Origin of the sequence: Rufibacter sp. DG15C (assembly GCF_001577755.1) — a bacterium.
Taxonomy (GTDB): domain Bacteria; phylum Bacteroidota; class Bacteroidia; order Cytophagales; family Hymenobacteraceae; genus Nibribacter.
Window position 1 is genome coordinate 4098214 of record NZ_CP010776.1, and the last position, 19790, is coordinate 4118003.

Sequence of the window (19790 nt, forward strand, 5' to 3'; positions counted from 1 at the left end):
TGCTAGTTTTATAGAGTGTCTCCAGCCCCAAGCGTGCATAGAGGTATCTAAGTATATGCGTATTACTATTTACAGGGAGTCCTCGTTGCGGTGTTGGATAATTATCTTTTAACAATCACCTTACTTCTTTATTTAGTACCTTTGGTTATATCCCCAACACTATGGCCCTAGAAAAAAATTCAAACACCATTCTGGACTTAGGAGAGATACTTGTCATTGATGATGATACGTCTAGCCTGTTCCTGATAAATGACTTACTCACCTCCATGGGCTTGGGGGATAAAGTCACCACTACCACCAATGTACCTGAGGCGCTAAGCCTGCTGCGCGAACGCTCTGGCACTGCCAAGTTTCCAGATCTGGTGTTACTAGATATTAGAATGCCAGAAAGTGACGGCTTTGATTTTCTGGAGGAACTGGAAGCCTTACCCTTGGCCTCGCCGGCTCCTAAAGTGGTCATCTTGAGCTATTACGGCAACCGCACCTACCAAAGCCGCGCCGAAGCGCTGGGCGTTTCTGCCTATCTTAGAAAGCCGCTGACCCGTGAGAAGGTTTTGGACATCATCAACCTCAACTAATTTCTTTTCTGCCGCTTTTCATGTAACCTGCTTCCTAGTGTAAACTCCTTATGGAAGCGTCTTGGGAGGTGTCTATTCTTTTCAAAAAGCCTTAACGGAGTGTCAATTCTATTAAGCCGCACATGATTGACGGGGGAATTCAATGCGTGGGGTTCTGCTTTATCGTTTTTGAGCTAATTTTTGGAAAACAGCCTAAAAACGATGGGTGTCTTTCTTCTATTAGTCAGGTCTACTCTTTAGCTGCATTCCTGCAAGGCCGCGTTCTCATCTAGTTTAAAGTATTTATCTACCAAGCGCTCCATCTGGTCTACTTTCAAAGGCTTGTTGAGGAACTCGCCTATTTTAAACTCCTGGGCCAGTTGTAAGTCTTTGGGATTGGTGGAGGTACTGAGCATGATCACCACCGGGCGTTTATCAGGGGGTAAGGGCATTTGCTCAAAGTTTCTGAGAAACTCAAAACCGTCCATCACGGGCATTTTCACGTCTAGCAGAATTAATTGCGGGCAGGGCTTGCCAGAGCCTTCCATACACCGCTCGGCTATAATCTCCAGGGCCTCCCTCCCGTTCATGGCTACCAATATCTCCTCTGAGCACTTTATCTTATTGATAACTGTCTTGGTGATAAAATTGGCCGAATGATCATCATCCACCACTAATACACACTTAATCCGCTCCATGGGCTCCAATTGGTACAACAACAGGTGTAAATGAGTTTTGTTCTAGGCTTGACCTCTTGTCTACCTGTCTTGTACTGCTAAACCAATACAACGTTGCCTCTGCCATTTCACAATTTTTGTTATGGCAGAGCAGGATTGCTGTAAATAAAGTACATCATTCCTTTTTGCACGACTGAAATGCCCTGTCACAGTATGTTCAGACCTAGCAACAGTTTGACAATCTTTTGATGAATGAAATTGAGGCCATTATTTATATCAAGCTGAAAATGTGTGGCTTTTAATCCTAGAATCATTGTCCATTAAACACCTTTAAGGAAGGTTCATTTGGTCTTTCACCCATTTGCAACTCCTAGTAAACGCAGCAAGGGCGCGTCCTTTCACAGGACGCGCCCTTGCTGCGTTTGACGCTTTCCTCGGGAGTGGTTAGATAGAGTCTGTCACCACCAGTAAGGCATAGATAATACCTGGTATCACAAACAATAAGGTAAGCAGCACACTCACCCAAAATCTGGTGTTCAGCTCGCCTTCATGCAAGAATACACCTAGCGGCGGGATCAAGATGGCGAAGATCACTTCAATAATATTGACAGCCTGACCAGCGCGCATCACCTCTTTCACCTCATTGGCCAAAAACGCTTTCTCGGCTTTGCTCATGCTGGCTACTCTGGCTTTAACCATCGCAACGGCCTCGGCCTCAGTTATGGTGCTGGCCGCGATTTCGGCTTTGGCGGGAACGGGAGCTGCTGCCTGGGTAGTGGCAAAATGCTTTTTCTCTGCCAGCACCGGACTAGCTTTGGCCGCAGAAGCCTCTAAGGCAGGAGCTGGCGTGGCAACGGCTACCTGAGCTGCTGGGGCGGTCTCTTCTACCATGGTGACCGTGGCCACTTTGGCTTCTGGCGCTGGCTTAGCTTCTGCTTTGTTGTAGGCTTCGGCTTTGGAAGGAGCAAAACGGTAGTACTCTGATGAACTACAGGAGAACAACAGTTGGCCCACTACTAGAACCCAAACAAAGTGGAGTAATTTTTTAATTTTCATAGTCATTAAAGTAAAAGTGTATGCAATAGCAGTATGAGTTTAAACCTCCCTCCTTTTTAAACAGGAGTACAATCCTTTTCTTAAGATTATTCTACTCTATTTTCCTGTTTTTGTTCAACCCAAGCACGTCTTATTCTTCTCAATTTGGATAGATTACCAGCATTTGTGTTCATCCTTTCAAATACTTGGCCAAAAGTACTTGTGACCGTAAGGAGAGCATGGAGAATAAATTGCTTTGATTGCCTACCTTTACTTTCCTCTGCAAGCCTACTATGTTTAGAAAAACCCTTTTCCAGAATTCCTTTATTACCATTGAGATGGATATAACCACAGACATTTTGTTTGTGAACTGGACGGGAGAACAGACAGAGGAAACCGTCAAAGAAGGTTGTTCTCAGATGCTGGATCAGGTACAGCTTAACAAAACCAGGAAGGTCTTTAATGACAACTCAGAGGTGGTGGGCAATTGGTCTGGCGCCGCCGAATGGGGTGCCAAAGTCTGGTTTCCGGCTATGTACGCGGCAGGCTGTCAGTTTTTTGCGTGGGTCTTGTCTAAGGAATTGTACAGCCAGCTCTCTACCCAAGAAACCCTTAAATACCAGATTGCCGGCATCATCATCCTTAATTTTGAAGAACGAGAACCAGCCCTTAACTGGCTAACCATCATGTAACCACTGTTTGTATTGGCAATAAAAAACGCTTTTCGTTTTTGCCCTGAATCTTAGAAATCAGGCTAAAAACGAAAGGCGTTTTGCAATTATCCTCTAGATGAGTTCTTCCAAGTTATTCCTTTAGTAGTTACCGTTCAGCTTTCAAAGGTAACGAAGGTTTTTCATGGCGGGCTGTTCTCAATGATAAAACCAGCTACCTGTTGGGCTTGCTTCGGACGGCGGCCAGAACCATGTCCCAATAGTCCAGAAAACCGGCCTCTAGGCGCACAATCATTTCGCAGCGAAGGTTTTCCTTGATTTCTTCAATGTCCTCTAGGGAGTAATAATCCATCTCGTCAAAGAAGATGCCGTATAAAAACTCCAATTCTGACGGTGACACTCCTTGTAGCAGAAAATAGACCAGCTCCTCTTTTGTAAATGTAGTTGTCCTCCTCATAGCGTACTTCTCCTGGTGAGCCTCTTTACGTACGGGTATTTCTGGCCAGTTACTTATACTATCCCCAGATTTTATTCACCATTCTGTGCTTGCTCAACAATAGAGGCGCCACCAATTGAGTTTATACTATAGAACAGGACGCGGTACTGGCATCTAACCCGTTAGAATGCCGTACCAAGCAGTAGGCAGCCTCTGGCGCTGTCTATCAATTCTGAATCTTAATTCCTACCTTACCAAAAACACTACCACTATGGCCAAAGGAAAATCACCTGTCAAGGACACCAGCAAAAAGACCCCCACCAAATCTTTAAAAGAGAAACGCGCCGAAAAACAACAGAAACGCGACTCTAAGAGAGACTAAGCAAGGGTTTACATTCATTCAGCAAAAAGGGAGCCGTTTTTGGCCTGATTTCCGGAAATCAGGCCAAAAACGGCTCCCTCTTGGTTAGCAAGTACTTGTTCGCCTACTCTTTTTGTTTCACATCTATCTGTTTCTTTCTGTTAAACCACCAGTACATGGGCACGCCTGTGAGCATGAGGCCCATGCCAATAGAGGCTTCTCTGGGCCTGATGAGAATGGTGTTCAGGAAGAGCGCCAGGCAGAAGAGAATCATGATGGCGGGCACTATGGGATAACCCCACACTTTGTACGGCCGGGGTGCGTCTGGCATCTTTCTTCTTAAAATGAACACGCCCAGCGTGGTGGCTCCGTAGTAAATGAACACCGCAAACACGATCATGTCAGTGAGTTGGTCAAAGGTCCCAGACAGTACCAACAAACAGGCCCAAATTCCTTGAAAGACCAAAGAGTTGGCCGGCACTTGCGATTTATTTAAGGAAGCGGCTTTCTTGAAGAAGAGTCCTTCGCGGGCCATGGCAAAGTACGTTCTACAGCTGGCCAGAATGGTGGCATTGGTACACCCCAAGGTGGTGACCAAGATGAGCAATGAAATAAAGAACGCGCCTTGGTCTCCCCAGAACACCCGTATGGCTTCTACCGCCGCTATTTTGTTGCCAGCCGCGTGCAAAGCCTCTAAGGCAGACACTGGCAGCAAGGACAGATACGTAGTGTTCACCAACAAATACACCGCAATCACCGTGAACACGCCAATGGCAATCCCTTTGGGAATGGTCTTTTGCGGCTCCTTGATTTCGCCGCCCACGTAGCCAATGGCCGCCCAGCCCTGGTACGCCCAAAACGCCGACAGCATTCCCGCAAACACCGCGCTAAAGGTGACCGGTGTGTTGTTGGTGGTCTCAAGAGAAAACGCCGAGGCGATGTTGGCTTCCTTGCTGGTCAACCCAAAGCCTACAATCATGCTAATGCCAATAAAAACCAGGACCAGAATGCCCGTGCTGATGCCCGCGCCAGCCTTTATGCCTTTGGTGTTCACCCAGGTAAGGACAATGATAAGGGCAATAGCAGTGAGCTTTACTCTCAGGTCTGCAAACGGAAAGAACACCCCGCCAATATTGACTTCTGCCAGAGAAGGTAATAACGCCGGCAGGTCGCCCATGCTGTGCAGGGACTGCGCAAAAACGTACGCCAACGAGGAGATGGCTGCCGTCTGGATGACCGTGAACAAAGACCAACCAAACAGGAACGCGAAGAATCGGTTGTAAATCTTCTTGTAGTAGGCGTATTCGCCGCCCGTATCTGCCAACAGCCCGGCCACCTCTGCGTTGCTTAAGGCCCCAAACAAGGTGATAATGCCCCCTAACACCCAGCAGATGAGAATCCAACCCGGCGAGTGCAGATCTGCGGCCATGGGCGCCACTTTCTTATACACGCCAGACCCAATGATATTCCCGATAACCACTACCACAACCAGGCGCAAACCCAGAGATCTGTTAAGGTGAGACGTTGTACTCATACATTGCGATTTTTATCTAGTAAGTAAAGGAATGTTTACCAGATTCACTACCCTTGCTCCTAGTCCTCCTGAAATGATTTATTTACAAAGGCTTTTCGCATAAGTATTCGGGTAGAAGATAAACCGTACTTGCCAAGTCGTTTTTGACTTGTTTGCTGGAAATCAGGCCAAAAACGACTTGTGGTTTAGCGTTTGGCAGGAGTCGTTTGCAAGAGCCTTAACAACACCCCGTTAGTCCACCCGAAGCCGTCTTGGTTGGGGTATTCTCCGCCGCCGCCTTCCTGTCCGGCCTTCTCTACATTGTATTTCTCTGTGAGCTTTCCGGTCTCCTTAAACACGCTCAGATTCTGCCGGATCCACCTGTTGGCAATGGTATCTGCCAAAGCGGTGTGTTTGTAGGCGTTTAACCCTTGAATGCTCATCCATTGAAGCGGCGCCCAACCATTAGGCGCATCCCATTGCTGGCCTGTGTTGGTGAGCGTGGTGCGCAAACCACCCGTCTGCAGAAAGTCTGCTTGCAGCTTCTGGGCAACGCCTTTTGCCTGGGCTTTGGTGACCATACAGAAGTACAAAGGGAAGACCGCTGCCAAAGTAGGAACCGTGCTGTGCGTGCCTTTCACAAAATGGTAGTCGTAGAAAAACGATTCCTTCTGGTTCCAGCAATACTGGAGCAAGGCTTCTTTTCTGGCCTTGGCTTTTTCTTTGTACATACGGGCCTGTTGTCTTTGGCCTTGTAGCTGGGCCATCTCCGCTAAGGTGATTTCCATGTGGTACAGCAGGGCGTTCAAATCAACGGGAATGAGGTTGGTCGTCTCTATGGTCTGTAGGTTTTGGCCATCAGCAAACCACCGGCTACTAAAATCCCAGCCAGACTCTGCCGCCGCCCTCAAGTGCCGGTAGACCTCGGTGGGGTTTCTACCGGAGGCTTTGGCCACTGCCACGTCTTCTTTATAGGCCTCTGGTCTGGGCTGGGGCTCATCGTCCCAGTATCGGTTGAGAAGCGTACCGTTGGGCATGCGCACCACACGCCTGGCGGCTGGATTCTTGGCGGTTACTGCTTGCGCACCTGCCATCCAGAAGTCGTATTCCTTTTGCAGCGCAGGCATGTACTTTTTTAAAACGTCGTTGCCTTTCTCTTGGGCTAGTACCCGTAGCATAAGAGCATAAAAAGGTGGCTGCGACCTGCTCAGGTAATAGCTTCGGTTGCCGTTTGGAATATGGCCGGTGGTGTGTATGAGATGCGTAAAATTGTCCACCATGTTTTGGATTAGCTGGGTCTGGCCGCTGACTTGCAAGCCCAACATGGTAAAATAACTGTCCCAGTAGTAGATTTCCCTGAACCTGCCGCCGGGCACAACATAAGCCTGCGGCAAAGGCAGCAAGGAACTCTGCTCTGTTACCGGCTGACGGGTAAGCACCGGCCAAAGCTTCTGAATGTGCTCTTCTACCGGGGCATTGGGATTAGACCTGAAATCACTAGCGGGCGCCCCCGGAACCTGGAAGTACCGCAGCACAAAAATCTTTAAATCAAACGCAGCATTTGATTTTTCGCGCTGATAGGCTTGCACAATGGTAGCGGGCGGCGCAAGCGGCACACAGTCTGGAAAGGTTTTGGAGTCTGGGAAAATGCCGCTCAGTTGCACGTCTTCAAACAAAGCACCCAAGTCTTGGTGCGGACGGTACTGGGCTTGTACCAGGCAAGCATGGCCAAAGAAAAAAAGCCAGAAGAAGGCAATTACCCACCTTATTTGTTGGCGGCGAACAGAGGTAGACTGCATAGAAACTTTTTCTTGGCTTCTACGAAGTCCAACGTCTTTTAGTAATGCACCAGGCTACCAAACAGGTTTCATAATCAGCCATAGTGAATTTGTGTTTGGACAGCTCCTATTCCTGTAGCAGGCGGTTAATGTCTTGAATCTTCCCAAAAACCACCAGAATATCGTCCTGCTCAAACACGGTGTCACCGGTTACTACGCCCAGCACTTTGGGTTTAAAATGCGATTTGCCAAAAATATTGCGTGTTTCATGGTTCCGGAGAATGGTGAGGACATTGACCATGTACCGGGCCCTGAAATCAGTTTCGGCGATGGTCATGCCCACATACTTGGCTGGCACGGTGGCCTCAATGATGTTATAATCCTCGCTTAGGTCAAAAGAATCAATCACTCCCCGCATCTCTAACTTTTTGGCCAACCGCTCGGCGCTTTCCTGCTCAGGGCGAATGATTTGGTCTACCCCAATGGCTTCCAACACGGTTTGGTGCAAGGGAGATATGGCTCGGCTCATTAAGCGTTTGGTGCCCAACTGCTTAAAGATGGCCGTCGCCATGACAGAGGCGCCAAAATCTTCGCCAATGCCTACCAACACCACGTCTGTATCGGCCACGGGCAGGGTAGACAAGGCCTGTAAATCACTGGCGTCCAAACAAATAGTGTGGGTAACCCGGTCTTTGTACATCTCTACTTTGGCCATGTCTTTGTCCACGGCAATCACCTCATGCCCCATGTCTGTGAGTTTCATGGAGAGCGAAGACCCAAAATATCCTAAGCCAATGACTATGTAGCGCATACTAGTTCTTTATGTAATGATAATGGATTCTTTAGGGTACCGGTACCGCAAGGACTTCACTTTCCTGAACAAGCCTACCAACAAGGTGAGGGTTCCTACCCTGCCCAAAAACATGGTACAAATTAGCACCGCCTTGCTTGGAGTGCTTAGAATGGGCGTGATCCCCACAGACAAGCCTGCCGTGGCAAACCCAGAAAAACACTCAAAAGCCACTGCGGTCAATCCTAACTTAGGATCAAAGATGGTGACCAGAAAAACAGCCACACCAATGACCAGCAAGGACAGCAGCATGACCGCGAAAGCCTTATGAACAGACTCTTGGGCAATCTCTCTTCTAAACACTTCTACCCTATCTTTCCCCTTGGCCAGGTTGATGATGTTGAGCACGGCAATGGCAAACGTAGTGGTCTTAATGCCCCCACCCACCGACGCGGGCGACGCGCCAATCCACATCAAGAGCAGGTACAACAAAATGGTGGGCGCACCCAGAGCAGCCATGTTTACGGTATTAAACCCAGCCGTCCTGGGTGTTACCGCTCCAAAGAAAGCGCCTACCCATTTGCCCGTAAGGGAATGCTCTGCCAAGGTATTCTCCTTCTCCAGCATAAAAAAACCAACCGTACCCACCACCAACAGAACCAGAGTGGTAATGAAGACCAACAATGTGTTGATGTTCAGAATCCGGGCTTTGTGGTCCAGACTCCTCTTTTCCACCACCGTACTCATCAGCCTTTTAACATGGTACCTCAGAAATCTGGTAAAGTTAAAGACCACCGGGAAACCCAATCCGCCTAACACAATAAGACAAGCAAGCACCATCTGGAGCGAATAATTGTACCTGACCAGTGGGTCATACAGATTGAGCGTTAGCGTGGAGAAACCCGCATTACAAAAAGCAGACACCGAATGGAAAATAGAGAAACTCACGCGCTCTGGCAACACCGTGGGCGGAAGCTCTTTTAGGCACCAAAACAACAAAATGGCGCCTATGGCCTCTACGGTTAAAGTGAAGGCCACGATTTTAAAAAGGGTGCGCGTTATTTGACCCAGGTTATCCTCACTCAGCCAATCTTTCATAAACAGCGAGCTCTTGTAGGTTGAGCCCTGAAAGAAGATGCCAAAGAAACTAGCGAAGGTCATGATCCCCAGTCCGCCCACTTGAATCAACATCAACACAATCACCTTCCCTGAGGGGGTAAACACCGTAGCCGGGTCCACTGTCACCAATCCTGTCACGCACACGGCGCTGGTGGCCGTGAACAAGGCATCAATGAAGGTAATGCCTTTATAAGTGGATTGTGGCAACAGGAGCAACGCCGTACCAATGCCAATCAGGAAGACAAAACTTAAGACAAACAGTTGGGCCGGGTTAATGGTAGATTTATAGAAGAGCAACGTCTTCTTAGAAACCTCTACAAAAAATACATAGAAAATGATGCAGTACACCAAGTAGTCACTGTCAAAGAACCACAGTAGCGTATGGCTGCTGGTAACGGTGTTCTGCAAGAAGAACCTGGCTACAACTGCCAAAGACATTAAGAGTAGCAGTATCCCTTCAAAGATGAGAGAAGGCCTCCTAATTTCGTTTTTCAACAACAGGGTAGTGCGCAGAGCCAGACTAAGTAATACCACCAGAAAAAACGCATGGTACGCATAGTGCAGGATGATTTGCACTCCGGTGCTTTGGTGCTTAAACCCCACATCATAGAGAAACACCAGCAAAGCAAAGCTGCTCAGGTACAGCAAAAAAGCATCAATAGCCGATGCCAACCAGGGTAGTTGGTTTAACGTGAGGATGAGCGACTTCTTAGCTTTCTTTCTGGGTTCCATTCAGGATGTTTGTAAACCAGACCCGTTTACAAAGGGCTATACTGACCAAATGCCAATAGGTTTATCACTAGATAATGGAACATTTTCTGTGGGGCATAGTAAGAAAGCCCATACGTTACCAAATCTGAGAAACCACCATGGATACCTATAACCTGAAACCTGAGAACATGCGCGCGCCAGAGCACTTAAATGAAGCAGAGGCCAGAAAGAGTTTAGAGGAGTTAGACGCCAAGATAAAAGTGTTGCAAGGCCGGGCGCATGCCACCGCCGCAGACTCCCACCATACGTACCATGAGCACATTGCGGCGCTGGAGGCTAAACGCGCGCTCATTGCGCAAAAACTGGAAAACAGCACTACTGCCACAGACAGCACGTGGCAAGAAATCAAGAACAGCCTGGAAGACCTAAGCGATAGCATCAAGAAACTGTTCTAGAAATCGCTTAGCTTGTAAGCCGATTTTGGCCTGTTTCCCAGGAAACAGGCCAAAATCGACTCTACTCTTGGGCGTACACCTCAGAGATAATCTCAAGGATTTCAGTGGTGAGGGGCTTTGAAAAGAAGTCCCGGACCTCAGACAGGCTACGGGCGTAGGTGATGTCCTTCTTATCAACCGCCGAGGAAAGTACAAACAGGTTAGATTTTTCTGTGAGTTCTTTGGGCAGTTTGCGGTATTCCTCAATAAATTCCCAACCGTCCATCCCGGGCATGTTAATGTCTAGGAAGATAATTTCAGGGAAATTCTCTGGTGCTTCTTCTACTATCTTTGATAGAGCTTTCAGGGCTTCTTCAGCCCATAAGAAACTATACACTTCCTCTGCAAACTGATGGTTTCTGATCACACTTTCACACAGAAAGTTGTGGATCTCATCATCATCTATTAGAAAAACCCGACGGTATTTGTTCATTTCTAGGGTATGCTTGAAAGTAAACTTTAAAAGTTGAGCCCTGGTCTACCTTGCTTTCAACATCTATCCAGCCGCCTATGGACTCTATCTGGGTTTTGGTCATGTGCAGTCCCAAGCCCTTGCCCTCTATGTGCGGATGGAAGCGCCTGTACAAGCCAAAGATTTTATGCTGCTGCCTGGTCAGGTCAATACCCAGACCATTGTCTTGCAGCATTAAGCATAAATATCCATCTGAAAGTACAGTTTTAATATTAATATTCAAATTCCGATCCAAGCTTCTGTACTTAATGGCATTGAGAATCAGGTTCAATAGAATACTGTGCACATAGCCTTTCACGCCATATGCTACTTTCCCTTGGGAGAAGTCAGAATCAAAGCTTGCGTTGCCCACTGCCAACTGGCTGGCCAGGCTATCCCTTACATCTAACAGAACCTGCCGCAAATCCACAGGCTCTAGTACCTTGTCTGTCTGGCTTCTGATGGTTAAGATTTCGTTGAGGTCCTTGATGGTGGTATCCAGCTTTTTGGTAGTCCGCTCCAGTTTATTGATAAGCACTGGGTTGATGGGATCCTGCAGATCCTCCCTGTTATAGAGACTGGTGAGGCCTACAATGTTGGCCACCGGGGCCCTCAAATTATGCGAGACAATGTAGGCAAATTGCTGTAAGTGCTCGTTTTGGCGCACGGTTTCTTCAATAAGGCTGGTGCGCTCTGCCTCTGCCTGTTTGCGCGCGCTTATGTTTTTAACCGAGGTAAAGCAGTAACTGTCTCCCTCAAATAGAAAATGGTTGATATGAATCTCCACGGGGAAGTGCTTCCCAGCCTTGTCTTTGAAAACGGTTTCATGAACCTGGGATTGGTCACCCTTCTGGCTTTTCCAGACTTCTTCCTTGAACTGAACATCAACCTCCAGAATTGATAAGGTCAGTAATTCATCTTTGGTATACCCTAACAGGTGGCAGGCTGCAGTGTTGGCGCGCATGATGCTACCGTCTGACTTGGTCCACAAAAAGGCCTCGGCGGCGCGTTCTACAGAGAAATCAGAGAATTGCAGCTTGTGCTCAGCAGTTTTCCTCTTGGTGATGTCAATCACACTGCCATCCATCCGGACCAATTTTCCTGCTTGGTCTAAAGTGGCTACGCACTGGATTAATTGCCACCTAATGCCCTTGTGGGTGGTCCTTCCTCTTACCTCTAATTGAAATTGTTTCTGGCCTGATTCTATAAGTGGCTGGACACCTTCAATAATGTGCCGGTCATGGGGATGGATGATTTTAAACCACAGGTGTTTATCCGCATAAAACTGCTGCGGTGTGTACCCCAGGTTTTCCTCACATTGCGGACTAATGTAGGTTATCTCCAGGTTTTCATTCATGGAGAAGACAATCTCCTCAATGTTTTTAAGGATGGACTGCGCCAGGGACTCGGCGGCCTGCAACTGCTTTTCTGCTGCCTTACGGGCGCTAATGTCATAGATAACCACCAGGCGCCTGCCTTTTCCTTCATGCTCTGGCAACGTGTGGGACGCAATCTCTACATTGAGTAGGCGGCCGTCTTTGGTAATATGAACCCAATCACCCGCTTTGTTGAAGGCGCTTCGGCCTTGGGACAATACATTATCTAGAATTGGAACATGCTCTTTGGGCCTAATGTCCCGGATGGTCATTTGAAGAAACTCTTGCTCAGAATAGCCATACAGGTCAATGGCCGCATGATTGACCATTAAGAAGCGATATGTTTCTGTGTCAAAGACCCACATTGGCAGTGGGTTATTGTCAAATAGTAAGCGGTATGGGTGCTCTGGCGTCAAAATGAAGGTACTTTGTCTTCTCCTAAAAAGGAGAGCATTGGGGGGATATATTTGGGTCAGCTTTCTCTCCTGTTGCTACCTTTAAATAGCAACGCCTCTCATTCAAACCCAAGATATAAAAAGAAAACCTCAACCCCTTTACAGAGATTGAGGTTTTCACGAAATATAATCCGTATTAATGCGCGGCTGGTTCTCTAAAACCAACCCATGTAAAGCGCTTGATCACAAATTCTGGGTTGGTGAAGGAAGCGTTACCGGCTGGGTTGCCACCAGTTACGTGAAAATCTGAGAAGCTGGCGTTCTGGTTCACATAGATACCACCCGTCAAATTAAAGCTGACCGGAGTTCCAGCCAAGCCCATTAGGTCCATGATTTCTTCTTTTACCTCTGGATTGGTGGTATAGGCACCACAAGAGATAGCTCCGTGTTGCATGGCCATTTCCTGTGCCAGATGGATGGATTCCTGGGTATCTTTAGTCTTGATGATAACCGCAATTGGGCCGAACAGCTCTTGACTGTACAGCTCCTTCTCTGACGCTTCAACTTCATAAATCACAGGTGAGCAAATGCGCGCTTTGGCAAAAGCAGGATTGGCTACCTCACAGGTAGTTAAAACGCTGCGGCCATGTCCGTTCTCCAAGTCTTTCACGCGTTGTTGCGTCAACTGGTTCTGGATGGCGCCCAGTACATGAGGGCCTGCTTTGGGGTTGTTCACCAAGCCTTTCACCGCCTCTGCCAACTTATTGACAACCTCTTCATAAGACACTTGCTCGCCGGCTACTGTGATGCCATTGGCAGGGATAAAGAAGTTTTGAGGAGCCGTACACATTTGACCAGAATACAATGTCAAAGAGAAGGCCAGGTTCTGCACTACTTTATCTAAATCCTCTACTGAATCAAGGATGATGGAATTTACCCCTGCTTTTTCAGTGAAGACTGTCTTGCCCTTCAAATCCTCTAGGTAATTCCCGAAAGTGGTACCGCCCGTATAGTCAATCAGTTTAATGGCAGGATGTTCTGCCAATTCTTTGGTGATGAGACGATCATCTGGGTCTACGGCCAGTTGGCAGATGTTCGGGTCTAGGCCGTATTCAGCCAAGACTTTCTGTAATTCGGCAATGACAATGGCAATTGGCAAAACGCCTTTAGGGTGCGGCTTTACAATAACTGGATTGCCCGTCACTAAACTAGCATACATACCTGGCACGGTATTCCAAGTAGGAAACGTAGAACAGCCTACTACCAAACCAAGTCCTTTTGGCACGGCCTTCCAGCTTTTATTCAGCTTTAAGTTAAACTTACCCATTGGCTTCTCCCACACCTGATGCTCTGGGAACCGAGTCTGCTCCTCATAGCCAGCGGCAATGGCCTCTAAAGCTCTGTCTGCGGCATGCGGTCCTGAAGCTTGGAAAGACATCATAAACGCCTGGCCGGTGGTGTGCATGGTTGCGTGCGCAATTTCAAAGAAGCGGCCTTTCATTCTTTCCAAACTCTCTATAAGGATAGAAGCACGTTCCAGTGGGGACAGCTTTCGCCAAATATGAAACGCCTCTTGGCCACGGGAAATCAATGTTTCCACTGAGAAGGTTGGATAGGTAATACCCAGGTTCTCTTGCTCATACGGTGATTCTTCCTGACCCGCCCAACCCTGCGCATCTGCCTGCTGTAACTCTTCAAACGGTTTGCCTAAGTGGCTCTGGAATTTCTCAAGCCCGGCCTGGTCAGCGCCCTCTCCATAAACAGCCGGTGATGGGTGCTCTGGGTACTGCGAAAAAAAAGTTCGTTCATGTAAGGCTTGGATGGCACGTTCTAAAACTTGGCGGTGTTGCTCCGTCAAGCCCCCTAACTCTTTGATGTCCTGTGAAATTGGCTCTTTCATGTCTTATTTATATGGTATCTTTGCAAGCTTTATATTGAAACTTAAATTTAATTGTAAAGTATGTAAGTACCTATTTCAATTTGTGTATTTTACATACAGAAGCTATCCCTCCCCCTCTAATTCACCACCCGCGTATTTATACTTTAGACGTATTTTAATGAAGCTTTTTTACCGTCTGCCCTTAGTCATATGTTTGAGCCTGATTTGGTTTGGACAGAACGCCACTGCACAAAACAAACCTACCGTTGAGCCAAACTTACTGGTCTTCAAACTAAAAGCCCCCGCCACTGCTGCCGCTCAAGCAAAGACTGCCCAAAGTGGATTGGATCATATCTTAAAGCAGGTGGCTTTGACGTCTGTGCAGCGCAAATTCCCGAAGGCCGCTGCTGCCCAAGCTAAATCTGCCTCCAAGAAGCTAGTGGACCTTTCTCTTATTTATGAGCTGAAATACAAACCGGGACAATCTTTTGAGCAGGTAAAAAAGCAGCTGCTTGCCTCTGGACAGGTAGAGTATGTGGAACCGCTTTATAACTACGCACCGCTGTACACGCCCAATGACCCTCAAGCCAACCCTACTACGGGCGGTCAAAGAACATATCTAACTAAAATTAAGGCTTATGACGCTTGGGACATCACCAAAGGCGACAGCAATGTAGTCATTGGGATTCTGGACACAGGTGTACGGCTGACCCAAGAAGACCTGGTAGGCAATATCAAATACAACTACGCAGACCCCATTGACGGGATTGACAATGACAATGACGGATTCATTGACAACTTTAGAGGTTGGGATATGGCCGACAATGACAACAATCCCTCCTCAGATGCCAATGGTCATGGCACCAATGTGGCTGCTATTGCCTCTGCGCAGGCAGACAATGGCAAAGGCATGGCGGGCGTTGGCTTTAAATGCAAGTTCCTACCTATTAAAATCTATGCCTCTGGGACATTAGGTTCTTTTAAGGGCTATGATGCCATTGTCTATGCAGCAGACCATGGCTGTAAAGTGATTAACCTTTCTTGGGGCGGTCCGGGCTCCCCTTCAGACTTTGAGCAGGACATCATCAACTATGCGGCCATCAATAAAAACGTGGTGATTGTAGCTGCCGCAGGCAATACCAACGAGGAGTTGGACTTTTATCCCGCCTCTTACCAGAATGTATTGTCTGTTGCCGCCTTAGATGCGAATGACGTGAAAGGCAGTAGCCATACCTTCAGTCATACTGTAGACATAGGGGCACTGGGCGTGGGCGTACTAACTGCTCGTGATGAAAATAACAACAGCTATGCTCAAGGGAGTGGTTCTTCTATGGCTACTCCAATAGTTGCTGGCGCGGCTGGTCTTCTTAGGAGCCATTATCCGCAAATGACCGCCCTGCAGATTGCAGAGCAGTTACGGGTGACCGCAGATGACATTTACCTTATAGAAGCCAATGAGCCTTATATTGAGAAGCTGGGCAAAGGTCGGTTGAACATTCACAGAGCTTTGCGGGAGACAGACGCCAAATCAGCCAGGGCGACTGCGTGGCAGATTGGTAAGTCTGGCGTTATGTACCCCGGGGAGCCTACTGAGGTAACCGTGTCCTTCACAAATTTCCTGGCGCCTACTTCAGCCCTGTCCGTGTACATAAGTTCCAGCAGCCCCTACATTCAAATCATAAAAGATGAGTACGTAGCCGGAAGCCAAGGAACGCTAGCCACTTTCAACAACAACTCGGTTCCATTTATCATAAAAGCGACCAGCGACGCACCCATCAATACAGAAGTGCTGCTTCGTTTAAGCTTCCAGGACGGTAATTACACAGACTACCAGTATTTTAAGGTATTAGTCAACCCTGACTATATTACCACTGATGTAAACAACCTAAAGGCATCCATTTTAAGCCGGGGCAACATTGGCTATGATGGACAAAACTTTAAAGTTGGAGCTGGTGTCAAATACAAGACTGATACACCTTTACTATTTGAAGGCGGTTTGTTGGTTGGCTATTCTTCTACGCTGGTGTCTGATAACGTCCGGAATGAGAAAGGAACCACGGATTTTGATTTTTACGCAGTTTCTAGTCTTCAACGCAGACCCTCTTCTCCTATCGCGGATTTTTCTGCCAACAACTTACTGGAGGACTCTTTGAATGCGCGTAAACCTATGAGCATGCGCATCAGGCAGAACGTATTTGCCTGGAAAGATGCCCCAAACCAAGACTTTGTGGTACTGGAATACATGCTCACCAATAGAACGCAACAGACCTTGCCTAAGACCTACGCAGGTATCTTCGCGGATTGGGACTTGCAGACGGCGACTAGAAACGTAGCAGAGTATAACCCTGAAATGAAAATGGGTTTGGCGTACCCTAAGGCAAACGGAAACATCTTCATGGGTATTCAATTGCTAACAAAAGGCGCACCCGGATTCTATGCCTTTGACAACAACGGCGCTCCTTCTGGCACAATCATCATTGAAGACGGTTTTACGACGGCAGAGAAATACAAAGCCTTGTCAGGGGGCATTCAACGCGAGGCGGCTGGCCTTACAGATACCAATGGGAAAGACATTTCCTTTTTGATATCATCTGCGGTTAAAGAACTGTGGCCTGCACAATCAGACACCGTGGCGTTTGCGTTGGTGGCCGGAAACACAAAAGAAGCCTTACTTGCCAATGCCGCCGCCGCGTTAAAGAAATACCAGGAGTTGCTAGCCACCAGAACCATTACGGCCAGCCCAGAGGAACTAACTAAGAACGGCATACTGGTGTTCCCGAACCCGTCCACCGGGAAAGTGACCATCTCCTTTCCGGTAAAGGCCGCTAGACAAAGTACCTTGGTACAAATCATTGACAACCAAGGCAAAGCCATATTTACTCAGTCTACGACCAATTCAGAACAATTAGATGTAAACCTTAGTCATTTAGCAAAAGGCCTATATATCCTAAGGATCACCAGCGGCAAGGAAGTAACCATCAAAAAGCTGATTTTAACCCATTAAGCTGAGTTTTAGCCTTACCTGAATTTTGACGGCCAAATGCTTTAAGATTGAAAAGTAAAAATCTTATAATATCGTTTTTGGCCTGATTTCTGGAAATCAGGCCAAAAACGGCAAAAAGAAAGGGCAGCCAAATGGCTGCCCTTTCTTTTATGTATTCAACTTCAAGCTTATGCTTGGTGCTGCTGCAAACGAATCAAGTTCAAGGCAGAACCCGCTTTGAACCACTCAATCTGACCTTCATTGTAGGTATGGTTCGCCTCAATGATGTCACATGAGCCGTCGCTGTGCGTCAATTTAACTTTCAAAGGAACACCCGGCGCAAAGCTGGTCAAACCAATGATGTCAATCACGTCATCTTCCTGGATCCGGTCATAGTCACCTTTGTTCGCGAAGGTCAAGGCCAACATACCTTGTTTCTTCAAGTTAGTCTCATGAATACGAGCGAACGACTTCACCAATACCACTTGCACACCCAAGAAACGAGGCTCCATGGCCGCGTGCTCTCTAGAAGAACCTTCACCGTAGTTTTCATCACCCACTACCACTGACCCAATGCCAGCAGCTTTGTAAGTACGGGCTACCTTAGGAACCTCATCATACCCACCACCGCGTACCAACTGGCTCTTTACGCTGTTGGCTTCGCCGTTAAAGGCATTGATCGCGCCAATCAACATGTTGTTGGAGATGTTATCCAAGTGACCGCGGTATTTCAACCATGGACCCGCCATAGAGATATGGTCAGTAGTACACTTGCCTTGTGCTTTGATCAACAGTTTCAAGCCCATCAGGTCTTGTCCGTTCCATGGTTTGAACGGCTCTAACAACTGCAGTCTGTCTGAGCAAGGATCTACCACTACGCTCACGGCGCTTCCGTCTGCCGCTGGGGCTACATAACCGGCGTCTTCTACCGCGAAACCTTTCACTGGGAACTCAATACCTTGTGGCTCATCCAGCTTCACTTGCTCACCGTTTTTGTTGGTAAGCATGTCTGTTAATGGGTTGAAGGTCAAGTCACCGGCAATGGCGAACGCCGTTACAATCTCTGGAGAGGCTACAAACGCGTGTGTGTTCGGGTTACCGTCGTTCCGCTTGGCGAAGTTACGGTTGAAGGACGTAATGATGGAGTTCTTGCGCTTAGGGTCATCTGTATGACGGGCCCACTGGCCAATACAAGGCCCACAGGCATTCGCCAATACTACCCCACCAATCTCCGCGAAGGTATCCAAGATGCCGTCACGCTCTGCGGTGAAACGCACAACCTCAGAACCTGGGGTGATGGTGTACTCAGCGTTTACCGCCAGGTTTTTATCAATAGCCTGCTGGGCCAAGGAAGCCGCGCGGGTTAAGTCTTCATAAGAAGAGTTGGTACAAGACCCAATCAAACCTACCTCTAGTTTAGCTGGCCAATTGTGCTCACGCACGGCAGCCGCAAACTGAGAAATGGGCCAAGCCGCATCTGGCGTGAACGGTCCGTTCACATGTGGCTCCAACTCGCTTAGGTTGATTTCAATTAACTGGTCATAGAAGGCTTCTGGGTTGGCCATTACCTCATCATCAGCGCGTAAGTGCTCAGCAACCTGGTCTGCCAGTTCAGCAATCTCAGCGCGCTCAGTACCTACCAGGTAATCTCTCATCTTCTGGTCATAGGAGAAGACAGAGGTAGTTGCCCCAATCTCAGCACCCATGTTACAGATGGTAGCCTTACCAGAGCAAGAGATGTTGTTGGCACCCTCACCAAAATATTCTACAATGGCACCAGTACCGCCTTTCACGGTCAAGATACCCGCCACTTTCAAGATCACGTCTTTGGCTGCTGTCCAACCGCTCATCTTGCCGGTCAGTTTCACGCCAATCACCTTAGGAAATTTCAACTCCCAGGCCATGCCAGCCATTACGTCAACGGCATCTGCACCACCAACGCCAATGGCGATCATACCAACACCACCCGCGTTTGGCGTGTGTGAGTCAGTACCAATCATCATACCGCCCGGGAACGCATAGTTTTCTTGTACCACCGTGTGGATGATACCTGCACCTGGCTTCCAGAAACCTATGCCGTATTTGTTAGAAACAGAGGCTAAGAAATCATAGACTTCTTTGTTTTCTGTGTAGGCTTCAGACAAATCCTGGTCAGCGCCCACGCGGGCCTGGATCAAGTGATCACAGTGTACCGACGAAGGAACCGCTACCGTTGGGCGTCCTGCCTGCATGAACTGCAACAAAGCCATCTGGGCCGTAGCATCCTGCATGGCCACGCGGTCTGGCGCAAAATCCACGTAAGATTTGCCGCGCTCATACGCCTGCGTAGCCGCTCCGTTGTATAAGTGAGCGTAGAGGATTTTCTCAGTTAAAGTTAAAGGCCGGCCCACTGCCGTACGTGCCGCTGCTACCCGGTCACCCAGTTGCGCGTACACTGCCTTGATCATGTCTACATCAAATGCCATAGATCTGCTTCGTATTTATTTTAGTTCAGTACTTAAGGATGTCCGCAAATGTCGCAAACAGAACCCTTTTACACAAATAATTAAATATCTCCTAACCCC

General features: G+C 48.0%; 15 protein-coding genes. 4 read left to right on the top strand and 11 right to left on the bottom strand.

Features of this window, described 5'->3' with window-relative positions:
• Nucleotides 1-161: 161 nt before the first annotated feature.
• Nucleotides 162-578: a response regulator gene (locus TH61_RS17565; protein WP_066512267.1), complete on the top strand. Its 417-nt coding sequence runs from the start codon at nucleotides 162-164 to the stop codon at nucleotides 576-578.
• Between the two features lie 236 nt (nucleotides 579-814).
• Here the strand turns inward: TH61_RS17565 and TH61_RS17570 are convergent, their stop codons facing one another.
• Complete coding sequence (locus tag TH61_RS17570) at nucleotides 815-1255, bottom strand: two-component system response regulator (RefSeq protein WP_071888002.1); 441 nt, start codon at nucleotides 1253-1255, stop codon at nucleotides 815-817.
• 423 nt (nucleotides 1256-1678) lie between these two features.
• A complete protein-coding gene (locus tag TH61_RS18410) occupies nucleotides 1679-2290 on the bottom strand; it encodes a YqaE/Pmp3 family membrane protein (protein ID WP_231862263.1) in 612 nt (203 codons plus the stop codon).
• Between the two features lie 272 nt (nucleotides 2291-2562).
• On the opposite strand from TH61_RS18410, the gene TH61_RS17580 reads away from it, so the two are divergent.
• Nucleotides 2563-2961: a hypothetical protein gene (locus tag TH61_RS17580; protein WP_066512273.1), complete on the top strand. Its 399-nt coding sequence runs from the start codon at nucleotides 2563-2565 to the stop codon at nucleotides 2959-2961.
• Nucleotides 2962-3154: 193 nt separating this feature from the next.
• Here the strand turns inward: TH61_RS17580 and TH61_RS18185 are convergent, their stop codons facing one another.
• The 5 genes from TH61_RS18185 to TH61_RS17605 form a co-directional block, all read right to left on the bottom strand.
• Nucleotides 3155-3340, bottom strand: a complete 186-nt coding sequence (locus TH61_RS18185; protein WP_157600752.1) for a hypothetical protein — start codon at nucleotides 3338-3340, stop codon at nucleotides 3155-3157.
• A 521-nt stretch (nucleotides 3341-3861) separates the two neighbouring features.
• Nucleotides 3862-5271 (bottom strand): APC family permease, encoded by a 1410-nt coding sequence (locus TH61_RS17590; RefSeq protein ID WP_066512278.1) that lies wholly within the window; start codon nucleotides 5269-5271, stop codon nucleotides 3862-3864.
• 185 nt (nucleotides 5272-5456) lie between these two features.
• Nucleotides 5457-7049 (bottom strand): alpha,alpha-trehalase TreF, encoded by a 1593-nt coding sequence (gene treF / locus TH61_RS17595; protein WP_082780426.1) that lies wholly within the window; start codon nucleotides 7047-7049, stop codon nucleotides 5457-5459.
• Nucleotides 7050-7155: 106 nt separating this feature from the next.
• Complete coding sequence (locus TH61_RS17600) at nucleotides 7156-7839, bottom strand: TrkA family potassium uptake protein (protein WP_066512281.1); 684 nt, start codon at nucleotides 7837-7839, stop codon at nucleotides 7156-7158.
• Nucleotides 7840-7848: 9 nt separating this feature from the next.
• Entirely contained in the window at nucleotides 7849-9669 is a 1821-nt protein-coding gene (locus TH61_RS17605) for a TrkH family potassium uptake protein (protein ID WP_231862264.1), read from the bottom strand.
• A gap of 137 nt (nucleotides 9670-9806) precedes the next feature.
• On the opposite strand from TH61_RS17605, the gene TH61_RS17610 reads away from it, so the two are divergent.
• Entirely contained in the window at nucleotides 9807-10103 is a 297-nt protein-coding gene (locus tag TH61_RS17610) for a hypothetical protein (protein WP_066512286.1), read from the top strand.
• 61 nt (nucleotides 10104-10164) lie between these two features.
• Here TH61_RS17610 and TH61_RS17615 read toward each other — a convergent pair whose 3' ends face one another.
• From TH61_RS17615 to paaN, 3 genes are all read right to left on the bottom strand, one after another.
• Entirely contained in the window at nucleotides 10165-10575 is a 411-nt protein-coding gene (locus TH61_RS17615) for a response regulator (protein ID WP_066512288.1), read from the bottom strand.
• A complete protein-coding gene (locus tag TH61_RS17620; protein WP_082780427.1) occupies nucleotides 10541-12334 on the bottom strand; it encodes a PAS domain S-box protein in 1794 nt (597 codons plus the stop codon). Before TH61_RS17620 ends, TH61_RS17615 begins: the two co-directional genes overlap by 35 nt.
• A 226-nt stretch (nucleotides 12335-12560) precedes the next feature.
• Complete coding sequence (gene paaN, locus TH61_RS17625; protein WP_066512292.1) at nucleotides 12561-14264, bottom strand: phenylacetic acid degradation protein PaaN; 1704 nt, start codon at nucleotides 14262-14264, stop codon at nucleotides 12561-12563.
• Between the two features lie 157 nt (nucleotides 14265-14421).
• On the opposite strand from paaN, the gene TH61_RS17630 reads away from it, so the two are divergent.
• Nucleotides 14422-17247 carry a S8/S53 family peptidase gene (locus tag TH61_RS17630; RefSeq protein ID WP_197464070.1) on the top strand — a complete coding sequence of 942 codons (2826 nt, stop codon included), beginning with the start codon at nucleotides 14422-14424 and terminating at the stop codon, nucleotides 17245-17247.
• A gap of 167 nt (nucleotides 17248-17414) precedes the next feature.
• Here the strand turns inward: TH61_RS17630 and TH61_RS17635 are convergent, their stop codons facing one another.
• The gene (locus TH61_RS17635; RefSeq protein ID WP_066512296.1) at nucleotides 17415-19691 is read right to left on the bottom strand and encodes an aconitate hydratase; all 2277 of its coding nucleotides are present in this window, start codon (nucleotides 19689-19691) and stop codon (nucleotides 17415-17417) included.
• Nucleotides 19692-19790: the final 99 nt, after the last annotated feature.

What these genes read in the sequence shown, in the direction of transcription:
- TH61_RS17565 (WP_066512267.1), top strand. Translation starts at nt 162, where the DNA reads ATGGCCCTAGAAAAAAATTCAAACACCATTCTGGACTTAGGAGAGATA.
- TH61_RS17570 (WP_071888002.1), bottom strand. Translation starts at nt 1,255, where the DNA reads ATGGAGCGGATTAAGTGTGTATTAGTGGTGGATGATGATCATTCGGCC.
- TH61_RS18410 (WP_231862263.1), bottom strand. Translation starts at nt 2,290, where the DNA reads ATGAAAATTAAAAAATTACTCCACTTTGTTTGGGTTCTAGTAGTGGGC.
- TH61_RS17580 (WP_066512273.1), top strand. Translation starts at nt 2,563, where the DNA reads ATGTTTAGAAAAACCCTTTTCCAGAATTCCTTTATTACCATTGAGATG.
- TH61_RS17590 (WP_066512278.1), bottom strand. Translation starts at nt 5,271, where the DNA reads ATGAGTACAACGTCTCACCTTAACAGATCTCTGGGTTTGCGCCTGGTT.
- treF (WP_082780426.1), bottom strand. Translation starts at nt 7,049, where the DNA reads ATGCAGTCTACCTCTGTTCGCCGCCAACAAATAAGGTGGGTAATTGCC.
- TH61_RS17600 (WP_066512281.1), bottom strand. Translation starts at nt 7,839, where the DNA reads ATGCGCTACATAGTCATTGGCTTAGGATATTTTGGGTCTTCGCTCTCC.
- TH61_RS17605 (WP_231862264.1), bottom strand. Translation starts at nt 9,669, where the DNA reads ATGGAACCCAGAAAGAAAGCTAAGAAGTCGCTCATCCTCACGTTAAAC.
- TH61_RS17610 (WP_066512286.1), top strand. Translation starts at nt 9,807, where the DNA reads ATGGATACCTATAACCTGAAACCTGAGAACATGCGCGCGCCAGAGCAC.
- TH61_RS17615 (WP_066512288.1), bottom strand. Translation starts at nt 10,575, where the DNA reads ATGAACAAATACCGTCGGGTTTTTCTAATAGATGATGATGAGATCCAC.
- TH61_RS17620 (WP_082780427.1), bottom strand. Translation starts at nt 12,334, where the DNA reads ATGTGGGTCTTTGACACAGAAACATATCGCTTCTTAATGGTCAATCAT.
- paaN (WP_066512292.1), bottom strand. Translation starts at nt 14,264, where the DNA reads ATGAAAGAGCCAATTTCACAGGACATCAAAGAGTTAGGGGGCTTGACG.
- TH61_RS17630 (WP_197464070.1), top strand. Translation starts at nt 14,422, where the DNA reads ATGAAGCTTTTTTACCGTCTGCCCTTAGTCATATGTTTGAGCCTGATT.
- TH61_RS17635 (WP_066512296.1), bottom strand. Translation starts at nt 19,691, where the DNA reads ATGGCATTTGATGTAGACATGATCAAGGCAGTGTACGCGCAACTGGGT.